At 67.7% G+C, this 18,070-nt stretch carries 11 protein-coding genes; 3 read left to right on the forward strand and 8 right to left on the reverse strand.

Going from position 1 to position 18,070, the window contains the following annotated elements; genetic code table 11:
- Window positions 1-36 precede the first annotated feature (36 nt).
- Entirely contained in the window at window positions 37-453 is a 417-nt protein-coding gene (locus GNX71_RS13470; RefSeq protein ID WP_206178777.1) for a hypothetical protein, read from the forward strand.
- A 62-nt stretch (window positions 454-515) separates the two neighbouring features.
- On the opposite strand, the gene GNX71_RS13475 is transcribed toward GNX71_RS13470, so the two are convergent.
- The 5 genes from GNX71_RS13475 to GNX71_RS13495 form a co-directional block, all read right to left on the reverse strand.
- Window positions 516-2,084 carry a tripartite tricarboxylate transporter permease gene (locus tag GNX71_RS13475; RefSeq protein WP_206178778.1) on the reverse strand — a complete coding sequence of 523 codons (1,569 nt, stop codon included), beginning with the start codon at window positions 2,082-2,084 and terminating at the stop codon, window positions 516-518.
- Window positions 2,085-2,088: 4 nt separating this feature from the next.
- A complete protein-coding gene (locus GNX71_RS13480; RefSeq protein ID WP_206178779.1) occupies window positions 2,089-2,607 on the reverse strand; it encodes a tripartite tricarboxylate transporter TctB family protein in 519 nt (172 codons plus the stop codon).
- 115 nt (window positions 2,608-2,722) lie between these two features.
- Window positions 2,723-4,279: a sensor histidine kinase gene (locus GNX71_RS13485; protein ID WP_206178780.1), complete on the reverse strand. Its 1,557-nt coding sequence runs from the start codon at window positions 4,277-4,279 to the stop codon at window positions 2,723-2,725.
- Complete coding sequence (locus tag GNX71_RS13490; RefSeq protein WP_206178781.1) at window positions 4,245-4,946, reverse strand: response regulator; 702 nt, start codon at window positions 4,944-4,946, stop codon at window positions 4,245-4,247. The genes GNX71_RS13485 and GNX71_RS13490 overlap by 35 nt, the downstream gene beginning before the upstream one ends.
- Window positions 4,947-4,958: 12 nt before the next feature.
- A complete protein-coding gene (locus tag GNX71_RS13495) occupies window positions 4,959-5,750 on the reverse strand; it encodes a sulfurtransferase (protein ID WP_206178782.1) in 792 nt (263 codons plus the stop codon).
- A 61-nt stretch (window positions 5,751-5,811) separates the two neighbouring features.
- Between GNX71_RS13495 and dnaE the strand changes: the two genes are divergently transcribed.
- Both dnaE and GNX71_RS13505 read left to right on the forward strand, forming a co-directional pair.
- Window positions 5,812-9,330, forward strand: a complete 3,519-nt coding sequence (gene dnaE / locus GNX71_RS13500; protein WP_206178783.1) for a DNA polymerase III subunit alpha — start codon at window positions 5,812-5,814, stop codon at window positions 9,328-9,330.
- Window positions 9,331-9,425: 95 nt separating this feature from the next.
- Complete coding sequence (locus GNX71_RS13505; RefSeq protein WP_241027260.1) at window positions 9,426-9,806, forward strand: NirD/YgiW/YdeI family stress tolerance protein; 381 nt, start codon at window positions 9,426-9,428, stop codon at window positions 9,804-9,806.
- Here the strand turns inward: GNX71_RS13505 and GNX71_RS13510 are convergent.
- From GNX71_RS13510 to GNX71_RS13520, 3 genes are all read right to left on the reverse strand, one after another.
- A complete protein-coding gene (locus GNX71_RS13510) occupies window positions 9,781-15,015 on the reverse strand; it encodes an AAA domain-containing protein (protein WP_241027261.1) in 5,235 nt (1,744 codons plus the stop codon). The genes GNX71_RS13505 and GNX71_RS13510 overlap by 26 nt on opposite strands.
- On the reverse strand, window positions 15,012-16,232 hold the full coding sequence (locus tag GNX71_RS13515) for a SprT-like domain-containing protein (RefSeq protein WP_206178784.1): 1,221 nt from the start codon (window positions 16,230-16,232) through the stop codon (window positions 15,012-15,014). Before GNX71_RS13515 ends, GNX71_RS13510 begins: the two co-directional genes overlap by 4 nt.
- 62 nt (window positions 16,233-16,294) lie before the next feature.
- Entirely contained in the window at window positions 16,295-18,025 is a 1,731-nt protein-coding gene (locus GNX71_RS13520; protein ID WP_206178785.1) for a penicillin-binding protein 2, read from the reverse strand.
- Window positions 18,026-18,070: the final 45 nt, after the last annotated feature.

An 18,070-nucleotide genomic window follows, 5' to 3' on the forward strand; every position in this document is an offset into this window, starting at 1 on the left:
CCGTCCCAACGACATCCCAGAAAGGGAGCAAGGCACATGGCAGTTTTTCGGACACCCGAGGTTGCACCGGGCGAATACGGCGATCTTTTCGAGTTCCTCATGAAGGAGCTCAAGCTCTTCAAGCGGCAGTTGCTGGTCATGCTCAAGCATGTGCAGACCGGCGAGTCGATGGTCTACGAACAGGCCTGGTACGACTTCCACCTGAAGGACCGCATCACCCACTTGCTCAAGACCGACGACTACGAAGCCGTCGCCGCCCTGCCGATCAACAAGAAGGGCCAGACCGGCATCTACATCGAGACCCGCTACGTGAAGAGCGGCAAGCTCGTCGGCCTGCAGCTCGTGGAAGCCCGGCCGCACGAGGGCGGGCGCTACGTGGGCCTCACGCCGGCGGTGGTGTACACCGATGCCGACGGCGAACGCATGTTGCCGTTCGCGCAGAAGCTCAAATAGAAGCGCGAACGAAAAAAGGGCCCGACTGATCGGGCCCTTTTTCTTTGGGTGGCTTTCCTGGCTTACTTGCCGCCGAGCGAGATGGCCTCTGCAGGCGGCGCGCCGTCAGGCGCCTTCGGCAGTTCGATCACCGACTTGCGGCCCGCGCGTCCACGCCATGCCGAGTAGCCCACGCCGAGCAGCAACAGCACGCACAGCCCGATGAAGGTGCCGCTGATCGGCCGCGTCACGAACACCGACATGTCGCCGCGCGAGAGCAGCAGCGCGCGGCGGAAGTTCTCTTCCACCATCGGCCCGAGCACGAAGCCCAGCAGGATCGGCGCGACCGAGAACTCCAGCGTCATCAGCACCGCGCCGACGATGCCGAACACCAGCACTTCCCAGATCTGGAACAGGCTGTTCTGCGTGCTGTAGACGCCCGTCGCAATGAAGAACATCGCGGCCGGGAACAGGTACTTGTAGGGCACCTTCAGGAGCTTGACCCACACGCCGATCATCGGCACGTTGAGCACCACCAGGATCACGTTGCCGATCCAGAACGAGGCGATCAGGCCCCAGAAGATGTCCGGGTGCTCGGTGATGAGCTGCGGGCCGGGCTGGATGCCCTGGATCAGCAGCGCGCCGAGGATCAGCGCCATCACCGCGTCGCCCGGAATACCGAGGCTCATCGTCGGGATGAAGTCGACCTGCGTCTTCGAGTGGGCCGAGGCCTCGGGGCCGGCCACGCCTTCGATCATGCCGGTGCCGAACTTGTCGGGCGTCTTCGACACCTTGCGCTCCAGCGCATAGGCGATGAAGGTGGTGATGGTCGGGCCCGTGCCGGGCATCGCGCCGAACACCGTGCCGACGATGGTGCCGCGGATCATCGCGGGGAAGGCGCGTTTCAGTTCTTCCTTGCTCGGGCGCATGTCGCTCAGCTTGAGCGTGCCCGTGTCGCCGATGGCCTTCATGCGGTTCACGTTGAGCAGGAAGTCGGCCACGCCGAAGAGGCCCATCGAGATGGCCACCAGCTCGAGGCCGTCGCTCAGTTCGGGCAGGCCGAACGCGAAACGGAAGCTGCCGCTGTTCACGTCGGTGCCGACCACGCCGCACAGGAGGCCGAAGATCGTCATCGCCACGCCCTTGAGCGGCGAGCCGCGCGACATGGTCGAGCCGGCGAGCAGGCCCAGCAGCATGATCGAGAAGATTTCGGTCGGGCCGAACTTGAACGCGATCTGCACCAAGAGCGGCGAGGCGAAGATCATCACGATGATGCCGACCGACGCCGCGAAGAACGACGCGATCATCGTCACCCCGAGCGCGACGCCGCCCTTGCCCTGCTTGGTCATCGGATACCCGTCGAGACAGGTCACCGCATGCGGCGGGTGCGACGGCATGTTCATCAGGATGGCGCCGATGGCACCGCCGTACTGCGAGCCGTAGAAGATGCCGGCCAGCATCAGGATCGCGGGCACCGGGTGCATCGCGTAGGTGAGCGGCAGCAGGATCGAGATGGCCTGCAGCGCGCCCATGCCCGGCAGCACGCCGATCAGGTTGCCCACCAGCACGCCGAAGAACGACCACAGGAGATTGGAGCCCTGGAACGCGACACCGAAGCCGAACCAGAGGTCGTGGAGCGATTGACCGATCATGATTTCAGCCTCCCCATTGGAACAACGGCAGCTGAAGCTTCAGCGCCCACCAGAACACCACCACCGCGATGAAGCTCATCGCCAGCGAGAGCAGGATGGCCTCGGTCAGCGTGTTGTCGCGGTCGCCAAGCGCCGAGATGAACACGATCGCGAAGGTCGCCGGCAGCAGGCCGCCGTATTCGCCGAGCAGCAGGAACGCGAGGATGCCCAGGATGATGCAGATGCCGCCGCGCAGGTCGGGCATGCCGCCGGGATGACCATGCGACACGGCCTCTTCGCTCGCGGGCTTGTCGCCGCGCGCGGAAATGGCAATGAGCAGGCCCGTCAGCGCCAGCAGGCCGCCGAGCGCCACCGGGAAGAAGCCCGGTCCCATGTGCGCCAGCTCGCCGACGCGGTAGCCGACACCCGCATAGACGGCCGCCAGGCCGATGACCACGAGCAACGCGCCGCCGTAGTAATCCTTCTTGAATTTCGATGCGGGCCGAAGCGCGTGCGAGGCCGGATCTTCACCGTGCGGGTGCATTGAGTCTCCTTCGATTTGGAAGGAGCGCAGTCTAGGAATCGAGGCTTTCAATCGCCTTTCGATGAGAGCGCAAAAGGCCTACACAACCTCAAAATACGTGTAATTGCGTACAGCGCTACCCCGCAGAAACCCTAGGTAAAACGGCCAATGGGAGCTTCAGGATCGCGCGCAAGCCGCCGCCGTTCGCGCTCTCCGGCGTGTCGGCGTTGTCGAGTTCGATCTCGCCGCCGTTTCTCCGCGCGTAGCTGCGCGCGATGGTGAGGCCGAGGCCCGCGCCTTGTGCGCCGGCGGCGCCCGCGGCGGGGTCGCGATGGAACCGCTCGAACACGCTGTCGCGCCGCTCGGGCGCGATGCCCGGGCCGCTGTCGCAGACCTCGGCCAGCGCGTGCGAGGCCTCGCGCCGCACGGTCACCGTGATGTTGCCGCCGCGCGGCGTGTACTTGATGGCGTTGTGCACCAGGTTCGCGAGCGCCTCGTGCAGCTCGGCGGCATTGGCCCTGACGGGGAGCACCGGGGTCTCGTCCTCGGTCTCCGATTCGGCGCGCGCATCGACCCAGCCCAGGTCCTGGTCGTGCTCGTGCGCGAGCGGCAGGTACTGCAGCACCACGCCGCGTGCGATGTCGCTCAAGTCGACCACCGCGGGCTCGGTGCCGGCGATCTCGTCTTCGGTGGTTGCATGTGCGAGCGACAGCAGTTGCTCGCTGAGGCGACGCGTGCGCGCCAGCTGCGCGACGATGGCATGCAGCGATTCGCGCATGCGTTCTGGGTCGGTCTCGCGCACCGCATAGCCGGCCTGGATCGACAGGATGCTCAGCGGCGTGCGCAGCTGGTGCGAGGCATCGGCGAGAAACTGCGACTGCTCCGCCACCATGCGCCGATGGCCCGCGATATGGTGGTTGACGGCTTCCACCAGCGGCACCACTTCCTGCGGCACGCCGCTCGCGTCCAGCGGCTTCAGGTCGTCGCGCCGGCGTTCGCGCAGCGACCGGCGAAGGCGCTCCAGCGGCCGCAGCGTCCAGGCCACGCCCAGCCACACCAGGAGGGCCACCACCAGGATCATGCGCGTGTCGCGCAGCAGTTCCTGCTTGAGCGATTCGGTCTGGGCCTGCAGGCGTGGACCGGTGCCCTCGGCCGCCTGGATCAACACGCTCCAGCCATCGCCGGGATGCCTGGTGTCGTAGACGGTCTGGCGCAGCGCGGCCACGCGCACCGGATGCTGCTCGTGCACCGCGTCGTAGAACACCGGCGTGCCATCGGGCGGCTGCCCGGGCGGAAGGGGCAGGGCCGGCACGCCCATGAGCGTGTTCTGCGGCGCGCTCGCATCCAGCGGCTCGCCCTTGGCGACGCGCTGCACGCCCACGTGCAGGTACTTGTAGCGCAGGTGCGTGGACTCGAACATCGCCTGCACCGAGAAGGCCTCCTGCACCCGCACGCTGCCGTCGCTCGCAACCACGATGCCGTTGGCCAGCGCCTGCACCGGTTCGAGCAGGCTCTGGTCGTAGGCGACCACCAGCGATTCGGTGAGCGCCTGGTAGTCGCTCCAGCTGTCGAGCGCCATCAGTCCGACGATGCCCGGCAGCAGCAGCGCGAGCAGGCGCGCGCGGATGCCGAAGCGCCGGGGCTCGGCGCTGTGCGGATCAGGCTGTGGGGGCGGGGGAAGCTGCGGGTCCATCGGCAATGCCCTCGAGCATGTAGCCCAGCCCGCGCACGGTGACGATGCGCACGTCGCTGTCCGCGAGCTTGCGCCTGAGGCGGTGCAGCACCACCTCGATGGCGTCGGGGCCCGCGGTGCTGTCGTTGGTGAACACCTTGGCGAAGAGCTGCGACTTGCCGACCGGTGCGCCGCTGCGCATCAGGAGCGCGGTGAGCGCGGCCTGCTCGCGCGGCGTGAGCGACAGCAGCGCGCCGCGCAGCGTGAAGGCGTGGCTCTCGCTGTCGTACGCGAGCGAGGCGCATTGCAGCCGCGGATGCTGCTTGCCGCGGCTGCGCCGCACCAGCGCCGCCAGCCGCGCCTCGAGCTCGACCAGCTCGAAGGGCTTGGTGAGGAAATCGTCCGCGCCGAGATTCAGGCCACGTACCCGGTCCTGCAACGCGCCCTGCGCGGTGAGGATGAGCACGGGCGTGCGGTCGTCGGCATCGCGCATGTCGGCCAGCACGCTCAGGCCGTGCTTGTCGGGCAGGCGCAGGTCGAGAACGATCGCGTCGTATTCGGTGCCGGCCATGAAGGCCTCGGCGGTGCGCGCATCGGGCGCGTGGTCGGCCACGAAGCCGCTCTGGGTCAACGCCCGGATGAGCCACGAGGCCATGTCCAGTTCGTCTTCCACCAGAAGGATGCGCATGAGGGTTGCCGGTTATTTTTTCAGGCCGCGGCCCAGGTCGATGTCTTCCGACGCGCGTGCACTGGCATCGGCCGCGCGGGCGCTCAGGTCGGGCGCCAGCGCGCGCCGGCCGTCGAACACGAAGCAGTCGCCGTGGTAGTGCGCGCCGCCGACTTCCTCGAAATATTTGAGGATGCCGCCTTCGAGCTGCAGCACATGCTCGACGCCTTCCTCGCGCATCAGGATCGCGGCCTTCTCGCAGCGGATGCCGCCGGTGCAGAAGCTCACGACGGTCTTTCCCTTGAACTCCTCGCGGTGCGCCTTCAGCGCGGGCGGGAATTCGGTGAACTTGGTGATGCGCCAGTCGATCGCGCCGTCGAAGGTGCCTTCGTCGACCTCGAAGTCGTTGCGCGTGTCGAGGAGGGCGATCTCGCGGCCCTCGTCGTCGTGGCCCTGGTCGAGCCAGCGCTTGAGGGTGGAGGCATCGACGCCCGGGGCGCGTCCGGCAGCCGGTTGGATGGCCGGGTGGTCCATGCGGATGATCTCGCGCTTGAGCTTGACCAGCATGCGCCGGAAGGGTTGCGCGGCGGACCAGCTCTCCTTGGTTTCGAGGTCGGCGAAGCGCGCATCGGCGCGCAGGTCGGCCAGGAAGGCGTGGATGGCGTCGGCGGTGCCCGCCAGAAACAGGTTGATACCCTCCGGTGCCAGCAGGATGGTGCCCATGAGGCCCAGGGCCTGGGTGCGGGCACGCAGGTCTTCGCGCAGCACGGGGCTGTCGTCTATGGCCACGAATTTGTAGGCCGCGATATTCAGAATCTCTTGCACGGGGCGCGATTGTAGGGATTGCCAACCCACATCGTGGACTGCCGGTTTCTACAATGGGCGGATGTTTGTTCACCTGCGCCTGCACACCGAGTTTTCCGTCGTCGACGGCACCAACCGGATCGACGAAGTCATCAAGGCCGCCGCTGCCGACAAGCAGCCCGCATTGGCCATCACCGACCTGAACAACCTGTTCGGGGCGGTCAAGTTCTACAAGCAGGGGCGGGGCAAGGGCGTCAAGCCCGTCATCGGCGCTGAAATCTTCATCGAAGGGCTGGGCAAGGAGCCCGGCGTGCTCACCCGGCTCGTGCTGCTGGTGCAGAACATGGAGGGCTACCTGAGCCTGTCCGAACTGCTGGCACGCGCCTGGACGCAGAACGTGGGCCGCGGCCAGTCGCAGGCGGCCTGCAAGCTCGAATGGCTCGAGGAGCTGTCGGGTGGGTTGATCGTGCTCTCGGGCGCGCAGGCCGGGCCGCTGGGCGTGCCGCTGCTGCAGGGACAGGAAGAGCGCGCCGCCGAACTGGCGCTGAAGTTGGCGGGCATGTTTCCGCACCGCTTCTACATCGAGCTGCAGCGCGCAGGCCGTCCGGAAGACGAGCCGCATGTCATCGCCGCCGTGAAGCTCGCGGCACGCCTGAAGCTGCCGGTGGTTGCCACGCACCCGGTGCAGTTCGCCGAACGGCAGGACTACGAGGCGCACGAGGCGCGCGTCTGCATCTCCGAAGGCGAGATCCTCGGCAACCCGCGCCGCGTGCGCAAGTTCACCGAAGAGCAGTACTTCAAGTCGACCGCCGAGATGCAGGCCCTGTTCGCCGACGTGCCGAGCGCGCTGGCCAACACGGTCGAGATCGCCAAGCGCTGCAACCTCACGCTGGTGCTGGGCAAGCCGCAACTGCCCGACTTCCCGACGCCCTTCGTGAGCGAAGGCGTGCGCATGCCGATCGGCGAGTTCTTCCGCCAGGAATCGTTCGAAGGCCTCGAGGCGCGGCTCAAGCACCTGTACCCCGACGAGGCCAAGCGCAATGCCGAGCGGCCACGCTACGTGGAGCGCCTGGAGTTCGAGATCAACACGATCCTGAACATGGGCTTCCCCGGCTACTTCCTGATCGTGGGCGACTTCATCAAGTGGGCCAAGGAAAACGGCTGCCCCGTGGGCCCGGGCCGGGGTTCGGGCGCGGGCTCGCTGGTGGCCTATGCGCTGAAGATCACCGACCTCGACCCGCTCGAATACAAGCTGCTGTTCGAACGTTTCCTGAACCCCGAACGCGTCTCGATGCCCGACTTCGACATCGACTTCTGCCAGGGCAACCGGGACCGCGTGATCGACTACGTGAAGGACAAGTACGGCCGCAACGCCGTGAGCCAGATCGCCACCTTCGGCACCATGGCCGCGCGCGCCGCCATCCGCGACGTGGGCCGCGTGCTGGACATGAGCTACATGTTCTGCGACGGCATCAGCAAGCTGATTCCGAACAAGCCGGGCATGTCGGTCACGCTGCAGTACCCGCCCGAGAAAAAGATCGAGGGCGACAAGAACAACTACGCCATCGAGATGGAGCCGCAGCTCGCGCAGCGCATCGAGAAGGAAGAAGAAGTGCGCATGCTGGTCGAGCTCGCGCAGAAGCTCGAAGGCATGACCCGCAACATCGGCATGCACGCCGGCGGCGTGCTCATTGCGCCGGGCAAGCTCACCGATTTCTGCCCGCTCTACCAGCAGCCGGGCAGCGACTCGGCCGTGAGCCAGTACGACAAGGACGACGTCGAAGCCATCGGGCTCGTGAAGTTCGACTTCTTGGGCTTGGCCACGCTCACCATCCTGGAGATCGCCAAGGACTTCATCGTCGCGCGGCACAAGGGCCAGGAGAACTTCGCGTTCGAGAACATTCCACTGAAGGACGCAGCCACCTATCGGCTCTTCTCCGAAGGCAAGACGGAGGCGGTGTTCCAGTTTGAATCGCGCGGCATGCAGGGCATGCTGAAGGATGCACGGCCCACGCGCCTGGAAGACCTGATCGCGCTCAATGCGCTGTACCGCCCCGGCCCGATGGACCTGATCCCCAGCTTCGTGGCGCGCAAGCACGGCCGCGAAGAGGTGGAGTACCCGCACCCGGCCGTGGCCGAGATGCTCTCGGAGACCTACGGGATCATGGTCTACCAGGAGCAGGTGATGCAGACCGCGCAGATCCTGGGCGGCTACTCGCTCGGCGGCGCCGACCTGCTGCGCCGCGCGATGGGCAAGAAGAAGCTCGAGGAGATGGCCGAGCACCGCGAGAAATTCCGCGCGGGCGCGCTCTCCACGCACGGCATTCCCCAGGACAAGGCCGACGAAATCTTCGACTTGATGGAGAAGTTCGCGGGCTACGGCTTCAACAAGTCGCATGCCGCCGCGTACTCGCTGCTCGCGTACCACACGGGTTGGCTCAAGGTCCACTACACGGCCGAATTCTTCTGCGCCAACATGACCGTGGAAATGGACGACACGGACAAGCTCAAGCTGCTGTTCGAAGACGCCCAGAAGAATTTCGGCATCACCTTCGAGCCGCCGGACGTGAACCGCGGCAACTACCGCTTCGAGCCGGTCACCGACCGGGTGATCCGCTATGGCCTAGGTGCCGTCAAGGGCACGGGCCAGCTCGCGGTCGAGGCTGTGGTGCGGGCGCGCGAGGAGGGCGGGCCGTTCAAGAGCCTGTTCGATTTCTGCGTGCGCATCGACCGCCAGCGGATCAACAAGCGCACGGTCGAGGCGCTCATCAAGGCCGGCGCGTTCGACGCGATCCAGCAGAACCGCGCCGCGCTGATCGCCTCGGTGGACCGCGCCTTCGAATTCGCCAGCGCGACGGCGGCCAACGCCTCGCAGGTCGACATCTTCGGCGACTGCGAACACGGCTCTGCCACTGCCGAACCCGATCTGGTCGACGCCACGCCGTGGGGCGTGAAGGAGCGTCTGACCCTCGAGAAAACTGCCATCGGCTTCTACCTTTCGGGCCACCTGTTCGACGAGGTCTCGCACGAGGTGCGGCGCTTCTGCAAGCGCGAGATCGGCGACCTGCTCGACAGCCGCGACCAGCAGGTCATCGCGGGCATCGTGAGCGACTTCCGCGTGATCAACGGCCAGCGCGGGCGGCTCGCGATCTTCAAGCTCGACGACAAGTCCGAGGCCATCGATGCGACGGCCGACGAGGCGCTCATCAACGCCAACCGCAACACCTTGAAGGACGATGAACTCGTCATCGTGAGCGGCCGGCTACAACCCGCGCGCGGCGGTTTCGAGGCGCGCTTCCAGGTGCAGCAGGTGTGGGACCTCGCGACGGCGCGCTGCCGCTTCGGCAAGTTCCTGCGCGTGGCGGTGAACGGCAAGGCGCCCGACATCGCGCGGCTGGTGAAGGACTTTCCGCCTCGCACCGAGCAGACGGAAGTCGGCGACCTCGTGCAGGGGCTGCCGGTGCGCCTGTCGATGGCGCGTGGCGGTGCGCAGGTCGAGCTGCAGCTGGGCGAGCGCGCCAAGTTCTTCCCGACCGATGCCGCGCTCGCGAGCTGGACGGCCCAGGCGGAGGCGGGCAAGGCGCTGATCGTCTACGAGTGAATGGCCCTTGGATTTCGAGGGTCGTGGAACATTTGGGCGCGTACGGCGTCCATCTGTTTCTTCACAACCAGGCTGTTCGAGGAGGAACGATTGCCATGACCCATACCAAGATCAAGACCAAGACCCTGAAGACCGCCGCGCTCGCGCTCGGCATGTCGCTCGCGATGTCCGCCGCCTTCGCCCAGTACGCCGGCCCGAGCAGCGTGCCGACGATGAGCGTCAAGCAACTGCTCGACACCGGCAAGGACGACCAGCACGCCACGCTGCGCGGCTTCATCGTCTCGCACGATGGCGGCGAGCACTACACCTTCGCCGACGACACCGGCCGCATGAAGGTGGAGATCGATGCCAAGCACTTCCCGGCCGGCGTGAAGATCGACGACAAGGTGCGCGTCGAGATCACGGGCGAGTTCGACAAGGACCTCGTCGGCAACAAGGCCGAGCTCGACGTCAAGCGGCTGAGCCTGGCGCGCTGACCTCGGGGGCGGCCGGCTCGACAGCCACACCGCCCTTGTTGCCCTTTTTCCGGAGCGCCGACTCGATCTGCTCGAGCACGGCCTCCGGCGCATGCAGCCAGTCCTTGGCCAGCACCTGCACCACCTGCCATCCGAACGCATCGAGCACGCGAGGCCGCGAGACATAGCGCTCGAGCACGTTGCGGTTCTCGTAGTGCGTCGCGGTGTCCACGAGGATGCCCAGCGCATAGTGCCCGGCCTCCGGTGCACGCAGCGCGAGATCGCAGCGAAAGCGCGACTGCCCCACCTGTTCATCGACCGCATGGCCGCGCGCGCGCAGCGCGGCCGCGAGCTGCGTCGTCACTTCATCGGCACGCGCATGCTGCGCGCCGCTGCCGCGGGTGAGCGGGTTCATGCCTTCGAGCACGCGCCGCGCGGTCGCCGAATCGCCGCGCGACAGGCACTCCGCATAGCGCAGGAACTGCTTGAGCGCCGCGGCGCCTTCGTTGTGGTCGTTGGTGATCGCCTCGTGGCGGATCGTCGAGACGACCGCCATGTGGTGCCGCGCACGGCTGAAGATCACGTTGAGCCGCTTCTCGCCGCCGCGCTGGTTGATCGGCCCGAAGTTCATCAGCATGCGCCCCTCGGGGTTCGGTCCGTAGCAGATGCTCAGGATGATGATGTCGCGCTCGTCGCCCTGCACGTTCTCCAGGTTCTTGATGAAGAGGCCGCAGAACTGGTCGTCTTCCTCGCGCACGTACTCGGCTTCGAGCCGCGCGGCGAAGTCGTTGTCGATGGCGCCCAGCGCATCGAGCTCGGCCTCGATCTCGGTCTGCTGCGCCTCGGAGAACGCGACGATGCCCAGGCTTCGCCCGGTCTCGCGCTTGAGCAGTTCGCGCACCAGCTGCGCGATGTGGCGCGCCTCGCCGTCGTTGATGCGGTTCTCGTACACCGCATCGGTCACGCGGTGAAAGCTGATGGCGCGCGAGAGCAGGGCGTCGACGTTGGCAGCCACCGACTCTTCCGTCGGGTTGCGCGACTGCACGAGGATCTCCTCGCGCGCATCCGCCGGGAGGCTGCGGTCCGGAATGGTGAAGAGGTTGCCCGCATAGAAGGCCGCGTTCGAAAAGCCGATCAGCGATTCGTAGCGGCTGCGGTAGTGCCAGGCCAGCAGCGTGGCCGGCAGGTTGCGCGCGCCCTGGTTCAGCAGGCTGTCGGCATCGAGCACCACGGCGATGCGGTCGCCTTCGTCCTCCACCGACACCGTGTCGTCCTCAGGGTCGCGGCCCGAGGAGAAGAAGCTCGTCGGCGGCAACTGCATCTCGTCGCCCACCACGATGATCTGCGGCGCGCGGTAGAGCGCGGGCACGGCTTCTTCCACGGGGATCTGGCTCGCCTCGTCGAAGATCACCACGTCGAAGAGATCGGCCGCGAGCGGCAGCGTGTCGGACACTGAGAGAGGGCTCATGAGCCAGATCGGCTTCATGTCGCGCACCACCTGGCCGGTCTCGCCCGAGGCAAGTTCGCGGATTGCCTTGTAGCGCATGGTCTTGCCGAACTCGTGTTCGAGCTCGCGGCGGCCCGCGTTGTAGCTCTTCTTGAAGAGCTTGCCGCCGGCGTCGAGCTGGCTCGCGGGCAGGGCGCTTTTCTGCACATGGTCGCGAAAGCGCTGGCGTACGGCGGCCGCGAGGGTGCGGGCGTTGCGGTCGAGCAGCTTGCGCTCGCCCTCGGCGAGGCGCTGCGCATGGCGCGCGAGCGCAGCGCTGTCGAAGCGCGGCAGCCAGCGCTCGGTGCGGTAGACGCGCTCCAGGCCTTCACGTGCGACGGCGTATTCGATGGCCTCGGGTGCAAGCGGCAGCGTGCGCAGGGCCTTGGCCAGGGCTGGGTCGGCATCGGCCAGTTCCTGCAGATGGGGCAGCACGGTCGGCAGGGTGTCGGCCTGTTCGCGCAGCGTGCGGGCCAGCGCTTCGAGCGAGGCCAGCGGCTGGGCAGCCGGGTCGTCGAGCAGGTCGTGCCACAGGGCATCGAGCGCGTCGGTGCGTTCGCCGAGGGCCGAGAGCCGCTCGACATTGCGGCTTGCGCCGGGTTCGGTGCGCAGGTGCGCGTGGAAGGCTGCGCGCACGTTGTTGCCGGTCGCATCGCCGCGGCGCAGGGCATCGAGCTGCTGCACGAAGTCGTCGGGGTCGGTGCAACCGTAGGTGGCCTCGATCTGCGCGGCCTGCTTGCCGACGGCGGCGCGGGCCGTGTGCTCGGCCAGCAGCTCCTCGAGCACCTGGCTCGGTTGCGGGCGTACCGCGTGCTTCGCGAAGTCGTAGCGGCGCTTGAGTTCGCCCGAGAGGCGCCACCACGAGGGCTGGAGCCAGCGCAGCAGCGAGCCTTGCTGCGCCTTGGCTTGGGCGAGGCCGGCTTCGGTGTCGCCCGGCGAGAACTTGTCGCGCCAGTGGTTCGTGCGTTCGAGTGCTTCCTTGAGCACCTGCTGCAACGCGCGGCGCTGCGCCATCGCCTCGCCGAACGCAAGGCTCGTGGGGTGCGCGGTGTCGAGCAGCGAGAGATGCCCGCGCGCGGCGAGGGCAGAAACACGGCGCGCGTCGGCCACCACGGCCAGTGCATCGCCCCAGAGCGTGGGGGTGTCGCCCAGCGGTGGCCAGGCATCGGTCAACGCATCGCGATGCGGCCCGATCTGTTCAGCCGCGCGGTCGCTGAGTTCGACCAGCCGCGCCAGCGGCCGCTCCTGCCGCAGCAGCACGGGCGCGAGTTGCGCGAACGCATGCTGCGCGAGGTACGGCACGCCGAGGCTTTCGGTGACCGCGAGGTGCAGGCGCGCGACCAGATCCTCGTGCTGGCGCCATGCCGCGAAGGCAGGCAGCGCCTCGGCCTGCAACGGCGTGAGCGCGGGGTCGTGCGACTTGAGCGCGATCAGCCGCGCCATCAGCGTGCGCACCGCCACGGCCAGGTGCTCGGGCGCTTCGCGCATCGCGGCGTCAAAGCGCGAGAGCGCCTTCAGGTCGGCGTCCATGGTGTCGACGAGCTGTGTGCGCTCGCGGGTCTCGGCGTCCAGTTCCTCGGGGGCCGTGAGCCAATGCTCGTAGGTCTTCTTGAGGTTCTGCACGAAGGCCTTCTTGTCGCCTTGCGAGTCGTGGATCATGCAGCACAGCTCATCCAGCCCCTGCTGCCGCAGGCGGTGGAACACCACGTCGATGGCCGCGCGCTTCTCGCAGACGAAAAGCACGCGCTGCCCTCGGCCCACGTAGTCGGCAATGAGGTTGGTGATGGTCTGCGACTTCCCCGTGCCCGGCGGCCCCTGGATGATGTAGCTGGTGCCCGTGCGCGCGAGCGCCACTGCGGCGGTCTGCGTGGCATCGGCCTGCACCACGGGCCATTGGTCGGCCAGCGGCAGCGCGGCCGGCGTCTCGGCATCGACCTGGCGCGGCTGCAGCGAGAACACGCGGTCGAAGGCATCGCTCGCGATCTCGGTTTCGCTCAGCGCCGAGTAGTCGCGCACCAGCGACATCTTGCGGTGGTTGAAGTTGCCGAGCGTCACCGAAGTGAGGTCGACGTCCCATTGGTACGGATTGCCGGTGCTCTCGTGCAGCGAATAGGTCTGCTGCTCGGTCTGCGCGGCGGTGGACGCCATCTGCGGCGCGCGCGGCATCGGCCGTGCACCGACCGCACCACGCAGCGTCAGCGGAACCGGCCGCACCTTCGCGTGATAGAGCTGCAGGCCCAGCGGGCGGAAGTCGTCCTTCGCATAGCTGAAGTCCTGCGCCATAAGCGGTTGCGCGCCGGGGTTGCGCACGCGGGTGCGGCGCTTGAACTGCTCGAGCCGCTGGCGGGCGCGCTGGTGGATCAGCTCGATCTCGGGCTGCTTCACCAGCCGCAGCTGTACGCCGGGCTCGCTTGCCGCGATCTGCGCGGCCAATTGGGCGTGGAACTGCTCGATGGTGGTTTCGCGCAGGTCGATGGTCTCGGGCAGCACGATGCCGTAGAGCTGGCGCAGGTGGTGCCGGAGCGTCGGGTTCACCTGCGCCTCGCTCGAGGCGGCTTCGAGCAGGTACTGGTCCTTCACGCCCTTCTTGCGCGTGAGTTCGACGGACAGCATCAGGAGCGGCGAGGCGATGCGTTCGGCCCGCTCGGCTTCCCCTTCCTTCAGGTTGTGCCAGCGCAGGAAGGCGATGACCAGCGAGAGCTGCGAGAAGCCGTATTCGGAGCGGTCGCGCCGCGCCTCCTGCAGGATGCGGTCGAGCGCGCCCGGCAGGTAGGGCTGGTCTTCGAAACGCAGCCAGCGCGCGAGCGGCACCGGGTCGCAGGTGGCGATGTCGCTCGCGAAGCGGCCGTCCCATATGCAGAGCTGGTCGACGCGGATGTTCTTGATGTCCACCACCAGCGGCACGCTCGCCACCGTGAGGTTCACATGCGTCTGGCTCGGCTTGAAGTGCAGCAGGCGATTGCGCCGCGAGAGGTCGAAGAGGCGGTCGCGCAGGTGCACGCGGATCGCCTGGCGACGCTGGCCCGCGCCGTCTTTCGCGGGCGCGATGCGGTCGAGGCCGAGGTCCAGCGGCTGGTCGCGGTAGGTTTCGAGCCGGCGGATCACCGAGGGCAGGTCGCGCGCGCGTTCGTGGCGGTCGAGCGCGGTCATCTCGCCGATCACCGCGGCCACCACCGGGTGCAGGCGGCGGTTGAGCGCGAACAGGTTGCCGCGGCCCGCGACGAAGCGGGCCAGTTCCTCGCCGTCGTTGAAGTCGAGCCCGCACGAGAGACTGGCGAGCACCTGGCCGAGGCAGAGGATGTCGGTCAGCGCGTCGTGGTGTGCGAATCGCAATTCCCAGGCGGTGTAGCCGGGCAGGTAGACGGGGCGGGTCGGCAGGGCATCGGGCGCGGCGTCGGCCATGAGCGCGAGGTTCTCGACCGAGACGCCCTCGTCGGCATCGAGCGTCACGCGGTGTTCGCCGACCACGCGCAGCACCGAGGCGGCGGGCGCCTCGAGCGGCGCGATGGCCTCGCGGTTCTGGCGCGGCTCGGCGCCTTCGGGCTGAACGAGCACGAGGGCGGGCGTGTCGTCGACGCGGTAGGCGAAGGCGCTGCCGAGCGCGGCGACCTTGCCTTGCTCGTGCAGTGCGGACACTTCGCGCAGCAGCGGCAGCACGAGGCTCAGCACGTCGTCGGTCTGCAGGCCGCCGTGGGTGTCGGCGGTGTCCAGCAGCTGCAGCAAAGGAGCGACGGTGGCGTTCATGCGGAGGCGCCTTGCAGATGCTGGGCGGCGGCCTTTTCGAGCAAGGTCGCGGCATCGCGCTTCACGCGGGTGAGGCTGCGCTTGGGAAAGCGCATGTCCTTCACCACGCGCTCTTCGAGCTGATCGATGCAGCCCATTGCTTCGGCGAGGCCGAGCGCAGCGGCGAGCGTGATGTCGTCGAGCTCGGGGTCGGCTGCGACGAAATCGACCAGCACGCTGGCCAGGTAGTCGTGCACGCCGGCAGGCACAGGGCCGGGTGGCGGCATCGGATTGGCGGGCGGCGCGAAGTTCGGAAAGAAGCGGCGCGCGTGGGCCAGCAGCGATTCCGATTGCAGGAAGGGCCGCTGCAGCAACTGGGCGATGGTCTCTCGCGTCAGCGCATCGGCGCGCTGCTGCCCGAGCAGGTCGAGCGTGGCGAGGTCCAGCGGGCCTTCGAGCGCGCCGGCAAGCCATTCGTCGGCTTCGGGCTGGCGCTCGGTCCACAGGCGCAGCGCCCGTGCCCGCACGAACACTTCGGGGTGGCTGGTGCCGCGCGTCTGGAGTTCGGGCGCGGCGCAGATCTCGTCAGCCTGCCGCAGGTAGCTCGCGGCGTTGACCTGGTTCAGGCCCGTCTGCACCTTCACCAGCGCAGTCACCGCGGGTTCGAGCGCTTCGCAGGCGATGCAGGCGCCGCGGTCAGCAAAGGCCTCGGTGTAGAGGCCGTAGCGGCGCGTCGCATGCAGGTGGCTCGCGTCGGCGCGGGAATCGGCGGCCGCGGCCTGCAGGATGCGGTCGACCACGTGGTACTTGCCACCGTCGCGCTCCCACAGCAGGTAGTGCGCCAGTTCATGGCCGAGCACGGCTTGCAGCTCGGGGCCCTGCAGCCGCTCCAGGAGCGGACCCGAGAGCACGATGTGCGCTTCGCCCGGCAGGAAGAAGAGCGTGGCATTCATCGTGCCGTCGCCTGCCTGGTAGAGCGCGATGCGGGCCGCGATGCCCAGGCGCTGCGCTGCCGCGTTGCAATGCGCATGCAGCTCGGGATGGGCGTCGGCATCGAGCCGGTACGAATTGCGCAGCAGGTCCGCGCGGACTGCCGCGGCATGCTCCTCGCGCGCCTCGGCGGAGGCGGCCCAGCGCCAGACTTCGGGCTCGTTCGCCTGCAGATGGGCGGCCAGGGCCTGCTGGTAGGGGAGCGGGGCCAGGTCTTCGAGGCGAACGGCAGGAGGGGTGTCGACCATGTCAGGAGCGCCAGCAATGAGTTGCCGACGATCCTAAACGAGGGCGGTGAATCAATGCGCCATCAGTGCGCCATGGAGGCCACCGGCAGGTCGGGCAGCACGTTCAGGATGCGCAGCGTCTGCTGCACCACCTGGCTAAAGACCGGCGCTGCGACCAGTCCGCCGAAGTACTTCCCCGCGCCGGGCTCGTCGATCATCACCGCGACGATGATGCGCGGCTTGTCGATCGGCGACATGCCGGTGTACCAGGCGCGGTACTTGTTGCTCGCATAGCCCTTGCCGACCTGCTTGTGCGCGGTGCCGGTCTTGCCGCCGACCGAATAGCCTTCGGTCTGTGCGAGCGGCGCGGTGCCGCCGGGCGCGGCGGCCAGGTGCATCATCTTGCGCACCTCGCTCGCGACTTGCGGCGAGAACACCTGCACGCCGCGCGGATCGGTGTCGGTGCTTTTCAGGAGGCCCACCGGGATGACTTCTCCGTTGTGCGCGAAGGCCGTGTAGGCGTGCGCGATCTGGAACAGCGACGCCGAGAGACCGTAGCCGTACGACATGGTGGCCTGCTCGATCGGCCGCCACGACTTCCAGGGTCTGAGGCGCCCGGTCACCGCGCCGGGGAAGGGCGTCTGCGGCTTCTGGCCGAGGCCGAGCGCGGTGAACGAGTCCCACATTTCCTGCGCCGTCATGCGCTGCGAGATCTTGGTGGCGCCCACGTTGCTCGATTTCTGGATCACGCCCTGCACCGTGAGCACGCCGAAGTTCTCGTCATCGTGGATCGTCGCGCCGGTGACGGTGATGCGCCCGGGGTTGGTGTCGATGATGGTCTGCGGCGTCACGCGCCCGAGCTGCAGCGCGGTGGCGATGGTGATCGGCTTCATCGTCGAGCCCGGCTCGAACACGTCGGTCATCGCGCGGTTGCGCAGCTGTTCGCCGGTGAGGTTGCGGCGGTCGTTCGGGTCGTAGCTCGGGTAGTTGGCCATGGCGAGCAGTTCGCCCGTTTCGGCATCGACCACCACCACGCTGCCGGCCCGGGCCTTGTTGGCGACCACGGCATCGCGGATCTTCTCGTAGGCGGTGAACTGCACCCGGTCGTCGATGCTCAGCTGGATGTCGTGGCCATCGGTCGGCGGCACCTGGTCTTCGGTGTCCTCGACGATGTGGCCGAGGCGATCCTTGATGACGTGGCGGGAGCCCGCCTTGCCGGCCAGCTCGCTGTTGAAGGCGAGCTCGACGCCTTCCTGCCCGATGTCCTCGACGTTGGTGAAGCCCGCCAGGTGCGCGGCCGCCTCGCCCTCGGGGTACTGGCGCCGGTAGTCGCGGCGCAAATAAAGGCCCTTGATGCCGAGTTCGGCGACCTGCTTGCCGACGGCGGTATCGACCTGGCGCTTGATCCAGACGAAGCTCTTGTCCTCGTCCTCGAGCTTCTTGTCGAACTCCTTCTGCGGCATGCCGAGCAGCTTGGCCGCCTGCCTGAGCTTGGCCTGCACGGCGGGGTCGTCGCGCTCGATGTCCTCGGGAATGGCCCAGATGCTGGGCGCCGGGATGTCGGAGGCGAGGATCAGCCCGTTGCGGTCGAGGATGCGCCCGCGGTTCGCGGGCAGCTCCAGCGTGCGCTGGTAGCGCACCTCGCCCTGGTGCTGGAAGAAGTCGTGGTTGAAGACCTGCACATACGCGGCCCGGCCGGCCAGCAGCACGAAGCCGAAGGCGATGCTGGCCACGATGAACTTGCTGCGCCAGACGGGGGTGGGGCTGGCGAGCAGCGGGCTGCTGCCGTAGCGGATGCGGCCATTGGGATTCATGAGCCCCCGATTATCGAGTTCCGGGTGACGTGTCCGTCACCCGGA

The organism is Variovorax sp. RKNM96, assembly GCF_017161115.1.
GTDB lineage: Bacteria > Pseudomonadota > Gammaproteobacteria > Burkholderiales > Burkholderiaceae_C > Variovorax.